Below are 17,984 nucleotides of genomic sequence, written 5' to 3' on the forward strand. Positions count from 1 at the left end.
GTCAGCGGCCGTTCCCCTTCACGCAAACGGTATCCGCCCGTGCTCGCCGCGTGGCCGTCCGCCGGGTACGATCCGCCACACACAGGCACAGGCTGGGAGGACACACCTTGGGGCGACTCACCGGCGGGGATCCCTCCCTGCTCCGGCGGATCAATTCCGCGGTCGTCCTCCACGCGCTGCGCGGGGCGCAGACCCCGACGCTGACCGAGCTGGTGCACGACACCGGCCTGTCCCGGCCCACCGTCGAGGGCGTCATCGAGGGCCTCACGGAGTCGGACCTGGTGGTCGAGGTCGCCCCGGAGCCCGGCGACGCCCGCAAGCAGGGCCGCCCGGCCCGCAGGTTCCGCTTCCACGCGGAGGCGGGCCATCTGCTCGGCATCGAGATCGGCAACCACCAGGTGCGCGCGGTGCTCTCCGACCTCAGCGGGCGGGTGCTGGGCTCGCACGGCAGGGACGTGGACGAGGCGGCGGCCGCGGAGGACCGCCTGGAGCGGGTCCGCGGCACCGTCGCGGAGCTGCTGCGCAAGGCCGGGGTGGCCCGCAGCACGCTGTGGGCGGTCGGCGTGGGCAGTCCCGGCATCGTCGAGGCGCACGGCGAGGTGCGGCTGAGCACGGCGCTGCCCGGCTGGACGGGGCTGCCGTTGGGCGAGCGCCTCCAGCGGTCGTTCCGATGTCCGGTCCTGGTGGAGAACGACGCGAACGTGGCCGCGGTCGCCGAGCACTGGAAGGGCGTCGCGGTCGGCACCGACGACGTGGTGTTCGTGCTCGCGGGGTTGAGCCCGGGGGCGGGCTCGCTGATCGGCGGGCGGCTGCACCGGGGATTCGGCGGCGCGGCGGGCGAGATCGGCGCGCTGCACCTGCTGGGCCGCGAGGTGACCCCTGAGCATCTGCTGTCGACCACCGGCGAGCCGCTGCACCCGCTGGACGAGCCCGCCGTGGAGCGGGTGTTCGCGCTCGCCAGGCAGGGCGACGTGCAGGCCAAGGACGCGGTGGAGCGGTTCCTGCGGCGGCTGGTGCACGATGTGGCGGCGCTGGTGCTGGCGATCGATCCCGAGCTGGTGGTGATCGGCGGCTGGGCGGCCGGCCTGGACGGCGTGCTCGACCCGCTGCGCTCCGAGCTGGCCCGCTACTGCCTGCGGCCGCCGAAGGTGGTGCTGTCCGCGCTGGGCCAGGAGGCCATCGCGACGGGCGCGCTGCGGCTGGCCCTCGACCATGTCGAGGAGCAGTTGTTCGCGGTGGAGCAGACCGCGCTCGCCCGCCACTGAGCGCACGCGCCGGACCCGGTCCCGGGGACCCTGGACGTACCGGAACGGCCCCGCCCCGGTGTGAGGCGGGGCCCGTTCCCGTACGGCCGGGGAGCGAGGCCGGTGCCGGCGGACCCCGCCGGGCGGGACGCCGGGCGGTCAGGATGCCTGGCGGTCGCTGTCCGGCTGGTGGTGGGTGACCTCGATCGCACCGGAGTGGCCGAAGGTGAGCCGGCAGGTGTCGGCGCGGTAGGTCGCCACGGCGGCGGCGGCCACCCGGCCCTGCGCGAAGTAGCGGGTGGTGACGACCAGGACCGGGGCGCCGGGCAGCCGGTCCAGCTGCTTGGCATCCTCGGCGCGGGCCGAGCCCAGCTCCACCGCGCGGTCCTCGCCCTCCAGCTCCAGCAGGTGCAGCTCGCGCAGCACCGCGGGCGCGTGCGCGGCGGGGCTGAGCATCGCGGACAGGCCCGGGACCGAGACCGGCGGCACGTACAGCAGCTCGGTCGCCACCGGCTGGCCCTGCATGACCCGCTCGCGGCGGATCGTGTGCACGGTCTCGTCGGGTCCGGTGCCGAGCAGTGCGGCGACCGAGCCCGGTGCGACGGCCTCGACGCAGCCGATGGTGCGCCAGGCGTCGCGGCCGGCTCCCGGCCAGACGTCGGAGGAGGGTCCGACGGCCACGCCCATCCGCGGGGGCGCCACCGTGGTGCCGACGCCGCGCCTGCGCTGCAGCCGTCCCTCGAGTTCCAGCTGTTCGAGAGCCTGCCGGAGGGTGGCGCGCGCCACACCGAAGCGGGCGGCGAGGTCGCGCTCGTTCGGCAGGATCTCGCCGACCTCGAACTCCGAGTCGAGGGCGTCGTTCAGCACGGTCTTCAGGTGCCAGTACTTCGGCTCCTGCACCGCTTCGAGCTGCGTGGTCCCCACCCTGTCCTCGCAATCACCGTGGCCGCGCGGGTCTCGTCCGGCCGTCCCGCGGCTTGTTAAGCCTTATTTAGGAACCTCTGTTTATTAAAGGTCCTTGCACTACTAGGGACGATAGAGCGGGCCGTCGAACTTGGTCAAGACCAATCCTCGAATCCCACCCATGCCTGCCGGAACCGGATACATGCGACGTTCATACGATGTTGACGGAGTGCTGAGGTAGCGTTCGTGATCTCTGTGGGGTTTCGGCCACCGCAGCCGGGAAGGCGCGTCGAACAGTGAGGGAGCGGTCCGGTGGTGCAGGTCACGGTCGTCACGGGCGGCAGCAGGGGGATCGGGGCGGCGGTGGCGGTGCGGCTGGCCGCGGCCGGCCACCGGGTCGCCATCGGCTACGAACGGGCCGAGGACGCCGCGGAGTCCGTGGCCCGCGAGATCCGCGCGGCCGGCGGCGCCGCGCTCACCCACCGGGTCGACACCACCGACGAGGCCCAGGTGGACGCCTTCTTCGAGGCCGCCGGGGCCGAACTCGGCCAGGTGACGGGCCTGGTGAACAACGCGGGCATCACCGGCCCGCTCGGCCGCTTCGGCGAGACGCCCGTCGAGGTGATGCGCCGCGTCGTGGACGTCAACGTGATGGGCGCGATGATCTGCGCCCGCCGCGCGGTGCTCGCCATGTCCACCCGGTACGGGGGCGCGGGTGGCGCCGTGGTCAACATCTCCTCGGGCGGCGCGACCCTCGGCAGCCCCGGGGAGTACGTGCACTACGCGGCGAGCAAGGCCGCGGTCGACGCGATGACGGTGGGCCTGGCCAAGGAGCTGGCGCAGGAGGGCATCCGGGTCAACTCGGTGCAGCCCGGCATGATCGTCACCGGCATCCACGCGGCGATGGGCGACCCGGAGCGGCCCTGGCGCAACCCCGACCGGATTCCGATGCGCCGGCCGGGTGAGCCCGACGAGGTGGCGGGCGCGGTGGCGTGGCTGCTCTCCCCCGAGGCGTCGTACACCACGGGCGCGGTGCTCCGGGTGACCGGCGGCCTGTGACCGCGACACGGTGACCGGGGGCCGGGCGGCGGCGCCTCGCCATGGATCCCCCGCGACGCGGGTGTTGACCTGAGCATGGCCGAAACCCGACGGTGATACGGGGTAACCCGGTGGAAACCCGCGAGCCTTCGCGCGCGGGCACAATCCGATTCCCTGCCCGCAATCACCGTACGCAGCAGCCTGCGCGCAGGCTCGCGAAGAGGGAGCACCATGCCAGAGTCCGTTGTGGACGCCGAACGCCAGACGTCCGCACCGCCGCCCCAGGGCAATCCGATCGACCGCTGGTTCCGCATCACTGAGCGCGGCTCGTCCCCCGGGCGGGAGGTCAGGGGCGGTGTGGCCACGTTCTTCACGATGGCCTACATCCTGGTGCTCAACCCGATCATCCTGGGCAGCGCCACCGACAAGTACGGCCACCACCTCTCGACGCCCCAACTGCTGACCGCCACCGCGCTGGTGGCCGCGGTGATGACGGTGATCATGGGCGTCGGCGGCAACCTGCCGCTCGCGATCGCCGCCGGACTCGGCCTCAACGCGGTGGTCGCCTTCCAGCTCGCACCCAGGATGAGCTGGCCGGACGCGATGGGCCTGGTCGTCCTCGAGGGCCTGCTGATCTGCGTCCTGGTGGTGACGGGCCTGCGCGAGGCGATCATGAACGCCATCCCGCAGGCCATCAAGCAGGCGATCAGCGTCGGCATCGGCCTGTTCATCGCCTTCATCGGCTTCGTCGACGCGGGCTTCGCCAGCCGCATACCCGACGCCGCACACACCACCGTGCCGGTGCAGCTGGGCGGCTCGGGCACGCTGGCCGGCTGGCCGGTGCTGGTGTTCTGCCTGGGCGTGCTGCTGACCGTCGCGCTGGTCGCCCGGCGGGTCAGGGGCGCCATCCTGATCAGCATCGTGGCGATGACCGTGGTCGCGATCGTCATCAACTCCGTGGCCGACGTGCCGGACGCGGCGTGGGGCCTGACCGTCCCGAAGATGCCGCACGACGTGGTCGCCAGCCCGGACTTCGGCCTGCTCGGGCACTTCAGCCTCTTCGGCGGCTTCTCCGCGGCCGGCGGCGTCACCGCCTCCCTCTTCGTCTTCACCCTGGTGCTGTCGGACTTCTTCGACGCCATGGGCACCATCGTCGGCATCTCCAACGAGGCCGGGCTGCTGGACGACAAGGGCCGGGTGCCGAACATCGGGCGGGTGCTCTTCATCGACGGCGCTGCGGCCGTCGCCGGCGGCGCGGCGTCCGTCTCCTCGAACACCGCCTACGTCGAGTCGGCGGCGGGCGTCGGCGAGGGCGCGCGGACCGGCCTGGCGAGCGTCGTCACCGGCGCGCTCTTCGCGGTCGCCCTGTTCCTGTCGCCGCTGGCCGGCGTGGTGCCCTCGCAGGCCGCCGCGCCCGCCCTGGTCGCGGTGGGCTTCCTGCTGATGGCCCAGGTCCGCAACATCGACTGGACGCAGTACGACATCGGCATCCCGGCCTTCCTCACCATCGCCGTGATGCCCTTCACCTACAGCATCACCAACGGCATCGGCGCGGGCTTCCTGTCCTTCGTGGCGATCAAGCTGGTGCTCGGCAAGTGGCGTGAGGTGCACCCGCTGGTGTGGGGCGTGTCGGTGTGCTTCCTGGCGTACTTCGCGATCGATCCGCTCCAGCAGCTGCTCGGGGCGAACTGACCGGCGGGCCGTCGCGTCCGCCTCCACCGCGCCGCCCGGCGACCGCGGGAGGAGGGGGACCCGCGGTCCGCCGAGCGGTCCGGGCGCCCCGACCGGGACGGGGGCGCCCGGTCGGGGCAGTTGGCCGGACCGGCGCACCGCACCGGCCCGTACTGTCACAACTCCGTGCAAGCCGGTGGAGTTCCCGCCCCTCCCGGGGGAATATCGGCGGATATCTGCGCGACCGCGCCGCGGCATTGCCGCGGCCTGTGCCAGCGCCTGCCTGCCCGAGTGGGCAGGCAGGCGGGCGGGCGACGTCGCACGCCGCGGGCGATGCGGGGCACGATCGGAAGGCGGGGCACCCGGGGTGCCGGGCTGCATGCCTCAGGTCGGCTCGCCGCGGCCGCGGAACCAGCGCCGGCGACCCTCGGCCCGCGGGTGCTCCGCGGTCGCGGGACTGTTGTCGGAACCTCCGCCGCCCTCAGGTCGGGCAGTGCTCTCGGAGCCCAGGGAACGCGCGAAGACCAGATACTCGTCGAGGTCGTCGTCCGCCAGCTGCTGCAGCAGCAGCCCCCAACCGCCCGGGTACTGCACCGCGAAGTACGCGGCCTGCTCGCGGATCAGGGCCCGCGCGCAGCCTTCCAGCCCCTGGCGGCGCATGAGCAGCAGCAGCTGTCCTGTCACCCGGGCGCGCGCGGCGTGCGTGACGCCGAGGAGCGAGCTGATGACCGCGGCCTCGCGGCCCGCGGCGCACAGCGCCGCCATCGCGTACACGCACTCCTCGGGGCGAGTGCTCACCCGACCCAGCGCCGTGCGCACGTCCCCGGGGTCGAGGTCGCGCACGCCGCCTGTCCCGGCGTCCGCGAGCAGCGCGCGCAGGACGGCTGACTCCGGCGCGTACCGCAACCGGTGCAGCCGCTCCATGTCCTCCACCGCCGTCTCGGGATCCTGCCGGACCAGGGCTGCGAGAAACGCGTGCAGCACCAGCGGCTGGTCGGTCTCCCGCAGCACCTTCAGTGTGGCCAGCAGGTCGTCGTCGCCGACCAGGACGAGCGACTCCAGCACCGACGCCAGCAGCGGTTCGTCCGCTACGGGAGCGGGAGGAGGGCCCTTCACTCCGCGGGCCACGGACGCCTCCCGGCGCTCAGCGCAGAGCATGGCCAGCATGGCGAGGCGATCGCCGGCCGACCGCGTGTCGCAACCGGCGATGAGCAGGTCCCCGTCGCGGGCCCGTCGCCGCCCGGCGAACCAGCGCCACAGCAGCACCACCTCCTCGGGCGCGCGCTCGGCGGCGGCCGTGGCGATCAGCCGGTTGGCATCCACCGGCCGTCCCATCTCCCGCAGGGTGTCGACGAGTTGCGGCACCTCCAGGAGCGGGCAACGCCCGATCGCGGCCTGCACCAGGTGGAGGACGTTCGCGTCGCGGCCACGATCACGCAACTCGTCGGCCAGCGCTCTGACCGCACGGGTGTCCGCGGAGGCCGCGGCCCTCGCGGTCATCGCCGCCAGAGGGTCCAGACCCACCGACGACAGCGACTCGCACAGCTCCGCGACGATGCCCGGCGGGTTCGTCGCGACGGCTGCCTCCAGCAGTTGCCGCGCCGCGTCGTCACGGCCGGCCTCGGTCATCACCTGCAGCACCCGTGTCGTCTCCGTGACGGGCCGCCCTGCCACCACCGGCGCGTGGGCCAGGTACAACGCGAAGGCCTCGTCGGGCCGGTCGATGGTGAGCAGCGCGTCGGCCAGCACCACCGCCTCCTCGGGCGAACCCACCACGGCCGTCCGCAACAGCCCTTCCGCGTCCCCGTCCAGGCCCGCCGACCACATGGCGCCCAGCAGGTCCAGGACATCGTCCGTGGTCCGCAACCCGGCCCGCACGAAGTCGAGCAGCATCCCGCGCTCCTCGTGGAAGCCCCAGGCCCGCAGCTCCTGCACAGTGGCGGCGATGCTCTGCGTGGGCCTGCGTGCCACCTCCTCCAGCAGGCGCCGCTCGGCCCCGTCCACCCCCTCCAGGGCGTGCAGAGCCTCCAAGCAGGCTCCGATCTCATGGGGATCACGCCTGGCAACCGTCGCGCACAGGACGTCCCGATCAGCCAGGTTCTCCTCGCCGGGCAGCAGCCACAGCATGGTCGCGACCTCTTGCACGGGCCGCAGCGCCCCCGCGTACGCGAGCAGTTCGGTCCCCGCTGCGGACCCGCCGTCCCGCAGCGCCCGCACCGCCTCCACGATGTCCCGGGGCCGACGACGCAGGATCTGCCGCAGCTCGTTCGGGACCGTGGCCACCGGGTCCGCCGGGGCCGGGCGGCCGCCGCCCGCGCCGTACCGGTTGCGGACGAATGCCATGGTGCGGCCGGTGTTGCTGAGCCGTTGCTGCGGCAACGGCCTTCCCTTGGAGCGAAGTTCGGCGTGCAAGTGCTCGTAGATCCGGCTGACCTCGATCACCGACTCGCCGCCCGGCAGACCGCCTTCCAGCAAGTGGATCAGCTCGCCGGTGAACGCCGTGTACTCCTCCCCCGGCGGCGCCTGCGCCTGCCGGGTGGCAGCGCTCGCCGTCAGCAGGTACGAGCCGGCGATCCGGGTCTGCTCGGCGACCTGCACCGCCCCCACCGCGCCGCTCATGCCGCCCTCGAAGGCCCGGCCGCCGTAGCAGCAGTCGAGGACCACCACGCGGTTGACGCCGCGCCCCGCGCCCAGGACCTCACGTCGCACCGCATCGAAGTCCAGCGCGGTGTAGGGGCGTTCGGGGTCGGTGCCGGGCAGGCTGAGCAACAGCCCGTTGACGTCCGGGTGGGCGAGACCGTGCCCCGCGTAGTAGACGAGGAGGGTGTCCTGCGCCTGCTGGGCCGCGGCGTGCACGCCGTCCAGCACGTCGGCGGGTGAAGCCGGCTCGGGGATCAGCGTGCAGTGGCTCTCCGGCAGACCCCAGACCTGGGGGTCCTGGAGCAGGTCTCGTAGTCCGGTGAGGTTGTTGGCCACCGCGGGCAGGTCCTCCAGCGCGGGCGCGGCGTAGCGCGCCGCCCCTATGAGGACGGCGAATGAGCGTTGTGGATCGGCGAGTTCCATGTCCTACAGGGGGTTCGGGCCGCCGCTGTCGGGCGGCGGCGGAGCGTCGGCCAGCAGCGCCATGACGCGGCGCACCTCGTCGTCGGAGCCGCCCGCCACCGTGACCGACAGGCCGTCGGAGGCGCGCGTGAAAGTGAAGCCGGCGGTCGGCGGCCGGGCAGCGGTGCTCCGGCGCCAGCCGGCGTACTGCATGGTCAGGGTGGCCAGGGCGAAGGACTGGGTGAGGACGACCTCGACGACCTCCATCGCACCCATCGCCCCGGTGGGACCCGCGGCATCGGGTGCGAGTCCGACCTGCTCGGGGCCGTCGTCGTCCTGGCGCAGCCAGCGGTAGAAGTCCCGCAGCGCGGCGCCGTCCTCACTGTCCGCCGCCCGGATCTCCAACCGCATCGGCACGCCTCTCCGTACGACGCGCGCGGAATCCACGGCGCCTGGAGCGGATGCTGCCACAGTGCGCCGCGAAACGTGCCGGTTCAGCCACATCCATGACCTCTGGCCGTGTCTCGCCACGACCCGTCGGAGATCAGGATCCCGTCCGGTGCCGGGGAGGACGGCAGGGACGAGTTGCGCTGCCGCACGCCGGGAGCCGCCGGCGTCCCGACGGGCGCCGCCTCCGCGGCGGCAGGGGGCGCGGCGCGCACCGTCCCGGGGGTGCGCGGCGCGCGCAGCGCGCCCGAGCCGAGGGCCACTCCCGCGGCGACGAGCCCGCTGCCGCCGAGCCGTCCCGCGCCGAAGGTGCCGACGGCGACCAGCGGCGCGGTGAGCGCGGCCGAGACCGGGATCAGGCCGGAGAAGAGGGCGGCGCGCTCGGCGCCGAGCCGCTGCACCCCGCCGTACCAGCAGACGAAGCCGACGACGGTCGCCACGACCGCCTGCCAGCCGAGCGCGAGCGTCTCGGCGCCGCCGGGCGTGCGGAACCCGTCGGACGCCAGGGCGAGGACGGTGGCCTCCGCGGCGGCGAACCCGCTCACGCACGCGGACAGCAGCGGCGGCCCCAGCGGGCGTACCAGCGGCGCGGCCAGCAGGGCGAAGCCCACCTCCCCCACCAGCGCGAGCACCGACCAGCACAGCCCGGCGCGATCGGTGCCGCCCCAGCCCTGCACGGCGAAGGCGCCGGCCGCGACGAGCACGGCGCCCGCGCTCACCGCCGCCGACGGGCGGCGGTGCGAGGCGAGCGGCACCAGGACCGCCACCACGATCGGCGCGCAGCCGACGAGGACGCCCGGCACGGCCGGCTCGGCGGTGCGCTCCGCGGCCAGCACCGACAGGTTGAAGCCGACCATCCCGACCGCCGCGGTCCCCGCGACCAGTCCCCACTGCCGTGCGGTCAGCGCCCGAAGCCGGGTCCCGGCGCCCCGCCTGGCAGGCCCCAGGAGCAGCAGGCACGCCGCGCCGTACCGCAGCGTCTGGCCGCCGGCGTGCGGGTAGTCCACGAGAGCGCCGCCCGCGGTGAAGGACGCGCCGACGAGGACGCAGGCGAGCGCGGCGAGCAGCGCTCCGGTGCGCTGGGAGGAGTTCACGGCGTCGACGCTACGGACCTGACCGGTCCGGTTTAAGGTCCATTTCCATGACGGACAACGGGACCACTTCGCCCGCGCGCGGCACGACGGCCGGCTGGCCGGCGGCGTGGGAGCTGCTGCTTCCGGCACGGATGCCGGTGCGCGGGCGCGGGCGGGCGCTGCAGACGGCACTGCGCGAGGCCGTGCGGTCGGGCCGGCTGGCCGCGGGCACTGCGCTGCCCTCCAGCCGTGAACTGGCCGCGGATCTCGGGGTGTCGAGAGGTGTGGTCACCGGCGCCTACGAACAGCTCGTCGCCGAGGGATATCTGACGGGACGTCAGGGGGCGGGGACATGGGTGGCGCAGGGCGCCCCCGCCGCGGCCGGCGCCGCGACGACGCTCTTCTCCGAGGACGACAGGGGCGGGCCGCTCGACCTGCGCCCCGGCCTGCCCGACCTGTCGCTCTTCCCGCGCGCCGCCTGGTCGGCCGCGCACCGCCGGGTGGTGGCACGGCTGCCGCACCGCGCCTTCGGCTATCCCGACCCGCGCGGGCTGCCCGTGCTGCGCGCGGCGCTCGCCGAACTCCTGTCCCGGCGGCGGGGGGTGGCCGCCGACCCCGATCTGCTGATGGTCACCTCCGGTGTGGCGCAGGCCCACACGCTGCTCGGGCTGGTGCTGCACGACCGGGGGGAGCGCGCCGTGGCGATCGAGGACCCGGGCAGCCCCGAGCACCGCGGACTGCTCGCGGCGACCGGCCTCACCGCGGTCCCGGTGCCGGTGGACGGTGAAGGGCTCGACGTGGCGGCGCTGGCCGCCGCACGGGTGCGCGCCGCGATCGTCACGCCGAGCCACCAGTTCCCGGCCGGCGTGGCGTACTCGGCCCGGCGGCGGGCCGAACTCGTGGCGTGGGCACGGGAGACGGACGCGCTGGTCGTCGAGGACGACTACGACGGGGACTTCCGGTACGACCGCGCGCCGGTCGGGGCGCTGCAGGGACTGGAGCCCGGACAGGTGGCGTACACCGGGTCCGTCAGCAAGTCCCTGGCGCCGGGGCTGCGGTTGGGCTGGCTGGTCGCGCCCGCGGAGATCCTCGCCGCGGCGGCGGTCCGCAAGCGGACCATGGACCTGGGCAATCCGGTGACCGAGCAGGCGGTGCTCGCGGAGTTCGTGGCCGGCGGCCACTACGACCGTCAACTGCGCCGCTGCCAGCGCCTGTACCGGCAGCGCCGCGACGCACTGGTCGCCGCCTTCGCGGCGCACCTCCCGGGCGCGCGGGTCGAGGGCATCGCGGCCGGACTGCACGCCATCGTGACGCTTCCCGAGCGCTACGGCCCGCCCGCGCGGCTGCTCGCCGCGGCGGCCGCGGCCGGCCTCAGGCTGCGCCCGCTGAGCGACTACCGCTTCGCCGCTTCGGACCGGGCGCCGAAGGACGCAGGAGCCGTCTCGCTGGTCGTCGGGTACGCCCACCTGACCCCGGAGGCGCTCACCGCCGCGGTGCGCCTGCTGGCCGCCGCCGCCCGCGACGCCGCGTGAGCAGGTGCGTCGCCCGTGCGCGCCCACCGGGCAGCTGACCGGGCGGACGGGCGGACGCGCTCCCGTAGCGACGCCTACGCCGCGCGCAGCCACGCGCCGACGGCGGTGAAGTCCTCGTCCGTGAGGCCGAGCCGGGCGTCCACCCGGTGCAGCAGGGCGCGTCCCGGGTGCCGGGCCGCCACCCAGGCGCGGTCCACCGCGGTGATCTCGTCGTCGATCCAGACGAAGTCGCGGCCGTCCGCCCACTCCACCAGCGGGCGGGTCTTCCAGTGCAGTCCGAGCTGCCCTGGTCCGTCCTCGGCGGGGTCGGGCCAGTCGACCACGGGGAGCCGCGGCAGGCCGAGCCACGGCGCGATCGCCTCGTTCGCCTCGGACATCCAGGTCGTGGCCCACACCAGCTCGCAGCCGAGCGCCCGCAGCCGGGGCCCGTACGCCGGGTCGATCCGGCTGAGCAGCGGGTTCGCCGTCGCCTGCGGCCGCCCGTACGCGGCCTGGTGCACGCGGTAGCCGCCGGGGAGCTGCCGCGGTGTCGCGCCGAACGGGATGAGCGGTCCGTCGACGTCGAGGAACAGCAGCGTGAGCCGCGGTGCGCCGATCACGACGGCACCATAGCGCGCCCGGCCGGTACAGGTCTGTGCCGGCGGCAGGGCGCCGGAGGTCGCGTCACCGGAGCCCGCCGCACCCGACGTCGAGGGGCGGACGTCGACGGACCGGCGTCGACGTGCCCGGGACGTCGGCGTCCCCCGGACGGGCGGGCCACCGCCCGCTCACAGGCTCCCGATGCGGCGGCCCCCGACCATCTCGGGCAGGATGCGGATCCACAGGTCGCGGTCGCCGCCGGCCCACGGCTCCGCGCTGTGCCGCTCGTGGAGCCGCCGCACGCTGACCGGGTCGTCGATCCGCTCCGCGGTGCCGGTGACGAGCACGCTCCATCCCCGGCCGGCCCGGTCGTCCAGGTGGTCGATCTCGAAGGACACCGGCGAGCCGCTGTCCGGCGCGGTCGCCTCGCCCGGCGCGGTGCGGTAGACGATCGAGTGGTGGTCCACCGCGTAGTTGACCGGGAAGACGGTCGGCGCCGGGTCCGCCGCGACCGCGACCCTGCCGACCCCCCGGATGCCGATCCGGTCCCAGCACTCGGGCGTGGTGAGCCGGAACAGCGCGGGGTGCTCGGACGGCCCGCTCTGCCCGGGCGGCAGGTCGGTGCGGCCGCCGAGCAGCTCGTCGTAGGTCAGCTGCAGGACCCAGGCGATCCTGCGCAGGCCGGCGGGGTCGAAGTCGACTCCGGCGGCCAGCAGGTGCTGGAGGTAGCGCGGCGCCATCCCGGCCTGGGTGGCGAGAGCGCTCTCGCTCAGTCCGAGCTGGAGACGGCGATCGGCGATGCGGTGGGCGAGCACGCGCGGGTCCGGCGTGCGTACCTCCTGTACGGCATCCGGTACGACTGGCTGGTTCATGCCAGGTCCTCCCTCCGCGCGGCGACGGCGCGAGTCCGCCCTTCCAGCGTCGCGCAACCGGGCGGCCTCCGCCACGCGGGGGAATCCCGGCGCCGGCTCGGCCCGGAGTCCGGGGATTCCGGGCGGCGTCTGCGGGCGTCCAAAAAGGTTGAAAGTATAAGTTAACCGGGGAGAAGGGCGCTTTACCCTCTGGTCATGGTCCGTTCGCGGTCAGGCAACAACGGTTGTGCATCGTAGGGGTATGCCTCACTTGTCCTCAGCACAGAGCCCGGCCCGGCGCCACCGCTGGGGCCACGACCTGGCGGAGGTGGCCGCGCTCTTCACAGCGATGGCCGCCGCCGACTTCGTGGCCGACCTGGTGGGCCACGGCCCGGACGGCCGGGTGCTGCTGGTCACCTCGTCCGTGGCGCTGCTGGCCGCCGCCGCCTTCCACACCTGGTGGGCCCGCCGGCACAGCCACGCGCCCCCGTCCGCGCTCTCCCCGCAGTCCCCGACGTCCCCGCGAGCGGCGCACGGTCCGCAGCACGGTACGCGGACCTCCTCACTGCCCGCGACCGAGCCCGCCGAGCACGAGGCCGAGTCCTCGCTGTGGCGGATGCGCACGACCGTCGCCGACACACCCGGCACCCTGGGCCGGATCTGCACCGCGCTGGCGTGCAGCAGGGTCGACATCGTCACCCTCCAGACGCACCCGCTGCCCGAGGGCGGCACCGTCGACGAGTTCTTGCTGCGCGCGCCCGCGGCGCTGCCGGCCGCCGCGCTGGTGCTGACCGTCGCCGACGCGGGCGGCGCGGACACCTGGCTGGAGCGCGCCGACGCCCACGACCTGGTGGACACCCCGACCCGGATGCTCACCCTGGCCACCCGCACCGCGCTGGACCCCGCCGAACTCCCCCTCGCCCTGCGGGAGTTGTTCGGGCGGTGCACCATCAGGTCGACGCCGGCAGACCGGAGCGGCACGCCGGGGCAGGGGCCGGTGCAGGGCGCCGCACCCGTGGAGGACGTCCTGGAACCGACCGTGATGCGGCTGCGCGACCCCTCCGGCGGGACGATCACCGTGCAGCGCGACCATCTGCCGTTCACCCCCACCGAGTTCGCCCGGGCCCGCGCCCTGGTCGAGCTGGACGCGCGGCTCGGCGTGCGCATGCCGGCCCGCAGGGACGTCCTGACCCTGCCCGAGGGCAACGAGATCACCATCCGCCGGGCCGCTCCCGAGGACCTGCCGGCGGCGGCCGCGATGCACGAGCGCTGCTCCCCCGACACCCTCGCGATGCGCTACCACGGCCCGGTCGCCGACGCCGACCGCTATCTGGCGCACCTGCTCAGCCCGCGGTTCGGCCGCTCGCTGGCGGTCGAGACCGCGTCCGGCCGGCTCGTCGCCCTCGGCCACCTGCTCTGGGACGGTGACGAGAACGAGATCGCGCTGATCGTCGAGGACGGGTGGCAGCGCCGCGGGATCGGCGGGGCGCTGCTGCGCAAGCTCGTCGAGATGGCGGTGGAGGCCGGCCGCGGGAGCGTCTACGCCGTCACGCGATCGGCCAACACCGGCATGGTCGCCGCCATGCGCGAACTCGGCCTCCCGCTGGACTACCAGGTGGAGGACGGCACGCTGGTGATCACCGCCGCCCTGCCGGTGCCGCAGGAGGGGTCCGCGGGCTCCCCGGAGGCCGCCGGCCGCCGGCGGCCGCTCGACGACCTGCCCTGGATCGCCGGCCGCCCGCGCTGAACCCGTACGCACTGACCCGCACGCGCCGAACCCGTACGCCCCGGCGTCCCGCCGGTTCCGGACCGCGCCACCGCCGCCGCGTCCGGAACCGCCCCGCGCCGACCGGAACCGCGCCGACCGGAACCGCGCCGAACCGGCCGGGCTACCCGGCGGGCGCCGCGGCCCGCGCGGGCAGCTCCGGCGCCACCGACGCCGCCAGCGCTCCGTCCAGGTCCTGCCACAGGTCCTCGACGTCCTCGAGCCCCACCGAGAGCCGCAGCAGCCGGTCGCCCACGCCGCCGCGCCGCCGGTCGTCCGCGCCGACGATGCGGTGGCTGATCGACGCCGGGTGCTGGATGAGCGAGTCGACGCTGCCGAGGCTGACCGCCGGCGTGATGAGGCGTACGCCGCCGATCACGGCGTGCGGGTCGCCTGCCACATCGAAGGCGATCATCGCGCCGCCGATCCGCGGGTAGTGCACGGCGGTGACGCGCGGGTCGTCGGCGAGCCGGGCGGCGAGCACCGCGGCCGTCGCCGAGGCGGCCCGCACCCGGACCGGCAGCGTGGACAGGCCGCGCAGCAGCAGGTATCCGGCCAGCGGGTGCAGGACGCCGCCGGTGGCGAACCGCACGTGCCGCAGCCTGCGGGCGAACTCCTCGTCGCAGGCCACCACACCGCCGAGCACGTCACCGTGGCCGCCGAGGTACTTGGTGGCGCTGTGCAGCACGACGCGCGCGCCGGACTCGGCGGGCCGCTGCAGCACGGGGGTGGCGAAGGTGTTGTCGGCCAGCAGCGGGACGGTGCCGCAGGAGTGGGCGATCGCCCGCAGGTCGACCTCGGCGAGGGTGGGGTTGGCGGGCGTCTCCACCACCACCAGTCCGGTGTCGGGGCGCATCGCGTCCTCGATGCCTGCCGGGTCGGTCCAGGTGACCTCGGTGCCGAGCAGGCCGGCGGTCAGCAGGTGGTCGCTGCACCCGTACAGCGGGCGCACCGCCACCACGTGCCGCAGTCCGTCGGCGGACCTTGCCAGCAGGCAGGCGGTCAGCGCGGCCATGCCGCTGGCGAAGGCGACGGCGGCCTCGGTGCCCTCCAGCCGGGCGAGGGCGGTCTCGAAGCGGGCGGTGGTCGGGTTGTCCAGCCGCCCGTAGACCGGCGGCCCGTCGAGGCGGGCGCCGGTCGTGGCGAAGGCGTCGAGGCGCGCCGCCTCGCCGCGGCTGTCGGAGGACGGATAGGTGGTGGAAAGGTCCAGCGGTACGGCGTGCACGCCCAGCCCGGCGAGGTCCTCGCGACCTGCGTGCACCGCCTCGGTGGCGAGCGCCCGGTCGGGGCGCGGCGGGGTCACTGCGGCTCGTGTCTCCATGGCGCCCAGACTGAACGCCGGGCGGGCGGTGTGGGGGATCCACCGTGCTACGTTCGGCCGATGACCGATTCCGTGCTCCTCGATCCGGTGGACCTGGAGATTCTCCGGCTGCTGCAGAACGATGCCCGGACCACCTACCGGGACCTCGCCGCGGCGGTCGGCGTCGCGCCCTCCACCTGCCTGGACCGGGTGGCCCGGCTGCGCCGCAGCGGCGTGATCCTCGGCCACGAACTGCGGCTGGACGCCGCCCGGCTCGGCCGCGGGCTGCAAGCGCTGCTGCTGGTGCAGGTGCGGCCGCACCGCAGGGAGCTGATCGACCCGTTCGTCGACCGGATCAGGGGCCTGCCGGAGTCGCGGGCGCTGTTCCACCTGACCGGCCCGGACGACTACCTGGTGCATGTGGCCGTCACCGACACCGCGGACCTGCAGCGGCTGGTGCTCGACGAGTTCACCTCGCGACGCGAGGTGGCCCGGGTGGAGACCCGGCTGATCTTCCAGCAGTGGGAGTGCGGCCCGCTGCTGCCGCCGCAGCGCCCTTCCGCGGCGGTTACGCGCGACGCGTAAGGCGCCGCCGTGGCTATGGTGGTGACGCGGGGCCCCCGCTCGTATCAGGATGGCCGCATGTCCACTACCTCCGGCAGCACGCTGCCCCGCCAGGTCGCCGACGCCTACGTCGACGACCTCGTCGCACTCGACCCCCTGCTCGGCACGTACCTCGGCGTCCCGGGCAGCTCCCGGCGGCTGCCGGACTTCTCGCCTGGCGGCGCGGACGCCCGCGCCGCGCTCGCCCGTGCCACGCTGGACCTGCTGACGGAGGCCGAGGCGCGGCCCGGTGGCGACGACGACGCGGAGCGGCGCTGCGCCCGGCTGCTGCGCGAACGGCTCGGCGCGGAGCTGGCCGTGCACGCCGCGGACGAGCACCTGAGGGCGGTCAGCAACCTCAACTCGCCCGCGCACGCGATCCGCGAGGCGTTCACGCTGATGCCGTCCGACACCCCGGAGGACTACGCGGACCTCGCCGCCCGGCTGCGCGCGGTGCCCGCGGCCCTGGACGGCTACCGGGCGTCGCTCGCCCGGGGCCTGGAGCGGGACCTGCCCGCGGGTCCGAAGCAGGTGGAGACGGTCGTCGGCCAGTTCACCGAGTGGACCGGGGAGGACGGCTCCGGCAGCTGGTTCGCGCTGCTGGTGGCGGAGGGGCCGCAGGGGCTGCGGGAGGAGCTGGACGCCGCAGCGGCCGAGGCCACCGCCGCGTACGCCGAGCTGCGCGACTGGCTGCGCGACACCTACGCCCCGGCGGTCGCCGGCACGTCGGACACGGTGGGCCGCGAACGGTACGCGCTGTGGGCCAAGCTGTGGAACGGCACCGAGCTGGACCTGGACGAGGCGTACGCCTACGGCTGGTCCGAATTCCACCGGCTGCACGGCGAGATGGTGGCCGAGGCCGGCAAGATCCTGCCCGACGCGACTCCTTGGGAGGTGCTGCGGCACCTGGACGACCACGGCCAGGCGATCGAGGGCGTGGACGAGGTCAGGGACTGGCTGCAGGCCCTGATGGACGAGGCCATCGAGGCACTGGACGGCACCCACTTCGAACTGGCCGACCGGGTCAAGAAGGTGGAGTCGCGGATCGCGCCGCCCGGCGGCGCCGCGGCGCCGTACTACACCGCGCCGTCGGAGGACTTCAGCAGGCCGGGCCGCACCTGGCTGCCGACGATGGGGCGCACCCGGTTCCCGCTCTTCGACCTGGTGTCGACGTGGTACCACGAGGGTGTGCCCGGTCACCACCTGCAGCTCGCGCAGTGGGCGCACGTCTCCGCCAGTCTCTCGCGCTACCAGGCCACCGTCGGCATGGTCAGCGCCAACGCGGAGGGCTGGGCGCTGTACGCGGAGCGGCTGATGGACGAACTCGGCTTCCTCACCGACCCCGAGCGGCGGCTGGGCTACCTGGACGCGCAGATGATGCGCGCCAACCGCGTCATCGTCGACATCGGCATGCACCTGCGGCTGGAGATCCCCGCGGACTCGCCCTTCCACCCCGGCGAGCGCTGGACGCCCGAGCTGGCCAGGGAGTTCTTCGGCATGCACAGCGGGCGGCAGCCGGACTTCGTGGACAGCGAGCTGATCCGCTACCTGGGCATGCCCGGCCAGGCGATCGGCTACAAGCTGGGTGAGCGCGCCTGGCTGACCGGCCGCGCGGCGGCGCGGGCGGCGCACGGCGACGCCTTCGACGCGAAGGCGTGGCACATGGCCGCGCTGTCGCTGGGCTCGCTCGGTCTTGACGACCTGGTGGCGGAGATCTCGGTGCTGTAGCCCCGCGGGGACGCGGTGGCCGTACGGCGCCGGCCCGGTCCTGGCGACCGGCCGGCGGGCGCGGCGGGGAGGGACGCCCTCCCCGCCGCGGCCGCCGTGCGGTGCGGCTGCCGCGACCCCCTGGAACCCACCGCCGCGCTGTGCCGTTACCCTGCTGGTCCCCGGCCCGCGCCGGGCGTTCTCCTGCGACGACAAGGCGGTACGCACC

The 17,984-nt window shown here is 74.7% G+C and carries 14 protein-coding genes; 7 read left to right on the plus strand and 7 right to left on the minus strand.

Annotated elements, in window-relative coordinates; genetic code table 11:
- Nucleotides 1-107 precede the first annotated feature (107 nt).
- A complete protein-coding gene (locus V2S66_RS17895) occupies nt 108-1,265 on the plus strand; it encodes an ROK family protein (protein WP_330796610.1) in 1,158 nt (385 codons plus the stop codon).
- 138 nt (nt 1,266-1,403) lie between these two features.
- On the opposite strand, the gene V2S66_RS17900 is transcribed toward V2S66_RS17895, so the two are convergent.
- Nucleotides 1,404-2,168, minus strand: a complete 765-nt coding sequence (locus V2S66_RS17900; RefSeq protein ID WP_330796612.1) for a GntR family transcriptional regulator — start codon at nt 2,166-2,168, stop codon at nt 1,404-1,406.
- Nucleotides 2,169-2,459: 291 nt separating this feature from the next.
- On the opposite strand from V2S66_RS17900, the gene V2S66_RS17905 reads away from it, so the two are divergent.
- Together V2S66_RS17905 and V2S66_RS17910 are read left to right on the plus strand one after the other, a co-directional pair.
- A complete protein-coding gene (locus tag V2S66_RS17905; RefSeq protein WP_330796614.1) occupies nt 2,460-3,206 on the plus strand; it encodes an SDR family oxidoreductase in 747 nt (248 codons plus the stop codon).
- A 210-nt stretch (nt 3,207-3,416) separates the two neighbouring features.
- Nucleotides 3,417-4,877: an NCS2 family permease gene (locus V2S66_RS17910; protein WP_330796616.1), complete on the plus strand. Its 1,461-nt coding sequence runs from the start codon at nt 3,417-3,419 to the stop codon at nt 4,875-4,877.
- A 363-nt stretch (nt 4,878-5,240) separates the two neighbouring features.
- On the opposite strand, the gene V2S66_RS17915 is transcribed toward V2S66_RS17910, so the two are convergent.
- The 3 genes from V2S66_RS17915 to V2S66_RS17925 all read right to left on the minus strand — a co-directional run bounded on the left by V2S66_RS17915 (nt 5,241) and on the right by V2S66_RS17925 (nt 9,439).
- A complete protein-coding gene (locus tag V2S66_RS17915; RefSeq protein WP_330796618.1) occupies nt 5,241-7,919 on the minus strand; it encodes a caspase, EACC1-associated type in 2,679 nt (892 codons plus the stop codon).
- 3 nt (nt 7,920-7,922) lie between these two features.
- On the minus strand, nt 7,923-8,309 hold the full coding sequence (locus tag V2S66_RS17920; protein WP_330796619.1) for an effector-associated constant component EACC1: 387 nt from the start codon (nt 8,307-8,309) through the stop codon (nt 7,923-7,925).
- Between the two features lie 83 nt (nt 8,310-8,392).
- Nucleotides 8,393-9,439, minus strand: coding sequence for a DMT family transporter (locus V2S66_RS17925; protein ID WP_330796621.1), 1,047 nt, complete (start codon nt 9,437-9,439; stop codon nt 8,393-8,395).
- Nucleotides 9,440-9,486: 47 nt separating this feature from the next.
- Between V2S66_RS17925 and pdxR the strand changes: the two genes are divergently transcribed.
- Nucleotides 9,487-10,950, plus strand: coding sequence for a MocR-like pyridoxine biosynthesis transcription factor PdxR (gene pdxR, locus V2S66_RS17930; protein ID WP_330796623.1), 1,464 nt, complete (start codon nt 9,487-9,489; stop codon nt 10,948-10,950).
- A gap of 74 nt (nt 10,951-11,024) precedes the next feature.
- Here pdxR and V2S66_RS17935 read toward each other — a convergent pair whose 3' ends face one another.
- A complete protein-coding gene (locus V2S66_RS17935) occupies nt 11,025-11,549 on the minus strand; it encodes an HAD domain-containing protein (RefSeq protein WP_330796625.1) in 525 nt (174 codons plus the stop codon).
- 168 nt (nt 11,550-11,717) lie between these two features.
- The gene (locus V2S66_RS17940) at nt 11,718-12,401 is read right to left on the minus strand and encodes a helix-turn-helix domain-containing protein (RefSeq protein ID WP_330796626.1); all 684 of its coding nucleotides are present in this window, start codon (nt 12,399-12,401) and stop codon (nt 11,718-11,720) included.
- Between the two features lie 241 nt (nt 12,402-12,642).
- On the opposite strand from V2S66_RS17940, the gene V2S66_RS17945 reads away from it, so the two are divergent.
- Entirely contained in the window at nt 12,643-14,127 is a 1,485-nt protein-coding gene (locus V2S66_RS17945) for a GNAT family N-acetyltransferase (RefSeq protein WP_413966419.1), read from the plus strand.
- A 142-nt stretch (nt 14,128-14,269) separates the two neighbouring features.
- Here the strand turns inward: V2S66_RS17945 and V2S66_RS17950 are convergent, their stop codons facing one another.
- Nucleotides 14,270-15,466 carry a trans-sulfuration enzyme family protein gene (locus V2S66_RS17950; RefSeq protein WP_330796630.1) on the minus strand — a complete coding sequence of 399 codons (1,197 nt, stop codon included), beginning with the start codon at nt 15,464-15,466 and terminating at the stop codon, nt 14,270-14,272.
- Between the two features lie 60 nt (nt 15,467-15,526).
- Here V2S66_RS17950 and V2S66_RS17955 point away from each other — a divergent pair, with 60 nt between their 5' ends.
- Entirely contained in the window at nt 15,527-16,030 is a 504-nt protein-coding gene (locus V2S66_RS17955) for an Lrp/AsnC family transcriptional regulator (RefSeq protein WP_330796631.1), read from the plus strand.
- Nucleotides 16,031-16,087: 57 nt separating this feature from the next.
- A complete protein-coding gene (locus tag V2S66_RS17960) occupies nt 16,088-17,776 on the plus strand; it encodes a DUF885 domain-containing protein (RefSeq protein ID WP_330796633.1) in 1,689 nt (562 codons plus the stop codon).
- Nucleotides 17,777-17,984: the final 208 nt, after the last annotated feature.

This window comes from Actinacidiphila polyblastidii (assembly GCF_036353415.1).
Lineage (GTDB): Bacteria > Actinomycetota > Actinomycetes > Streptomycetales > Streptomycetaceae > Actinacidiphila > Actinacidiphila polyblastidii.

Coding starts and splice junctions, on each gene's coding strand:
- V2S66_RS17910 (WP_330796616.1), top strand. CDS start 3,417: ATGCCAGAGTCCGTTGTGGACGCCGAACGCCAGACGTCCGCACCGCCG.
- V2S66_RS17940 (WP_330796626.1), bottom strand. CDS start 12,401: ATGAACCAGCCAGTCGTACCGGATGCCGTACAGGAGGTACGCACGCCG.
- V2S66_RS17950 (WP_330796630.1), bottom strand. CDS start 15,466: ATGGAGACACGAGCCGCAGTGACCCCGCCGCGCCCCGACCGGGCGCTC.
- V2S66_RS17945 (WP_413966419.1), top strand. CDS start 12,643: ATGCCTCACTTGTCCTCAGCACAGAGCCCGGCCCGGCGCCACCGCTGG.
- V2S66_RS17955 (WP_330796631.1), top strand. CDS start 15,527: ATGACCGATTCCGTGCTCCTCGATCCGGTGGACCTGGAGATTCTCCGG.
- V2S66_RS17960 (WP_330796633.1), top strand. CDS start 16,088: ATGTCCACTACCTCCGGCAGCACGCTGCCCCGCCAGGTCGCCGACGCC.
- pdxR (WP_330796623.1), top strand. CDS start 9,487: ATGACGGACAACGGGACCACTTCGCCCGCGCGCGGCACGACGGCCGGC.
- V2S66_RS17915 (WP_330796618.1), bottom strand. CDS start 7,919: ATGGAACTCGCCGATCCACAACGCTCATTCGCCGTCCTCATAGGGGCG.
- V2S66_RS17920 (WP_330796619.1), bottom strand. CDS start 8,309: ATGCGGTTGGAGATCCGGGCGGCGGACAGTGAGGACGGCGCCGCGCTG.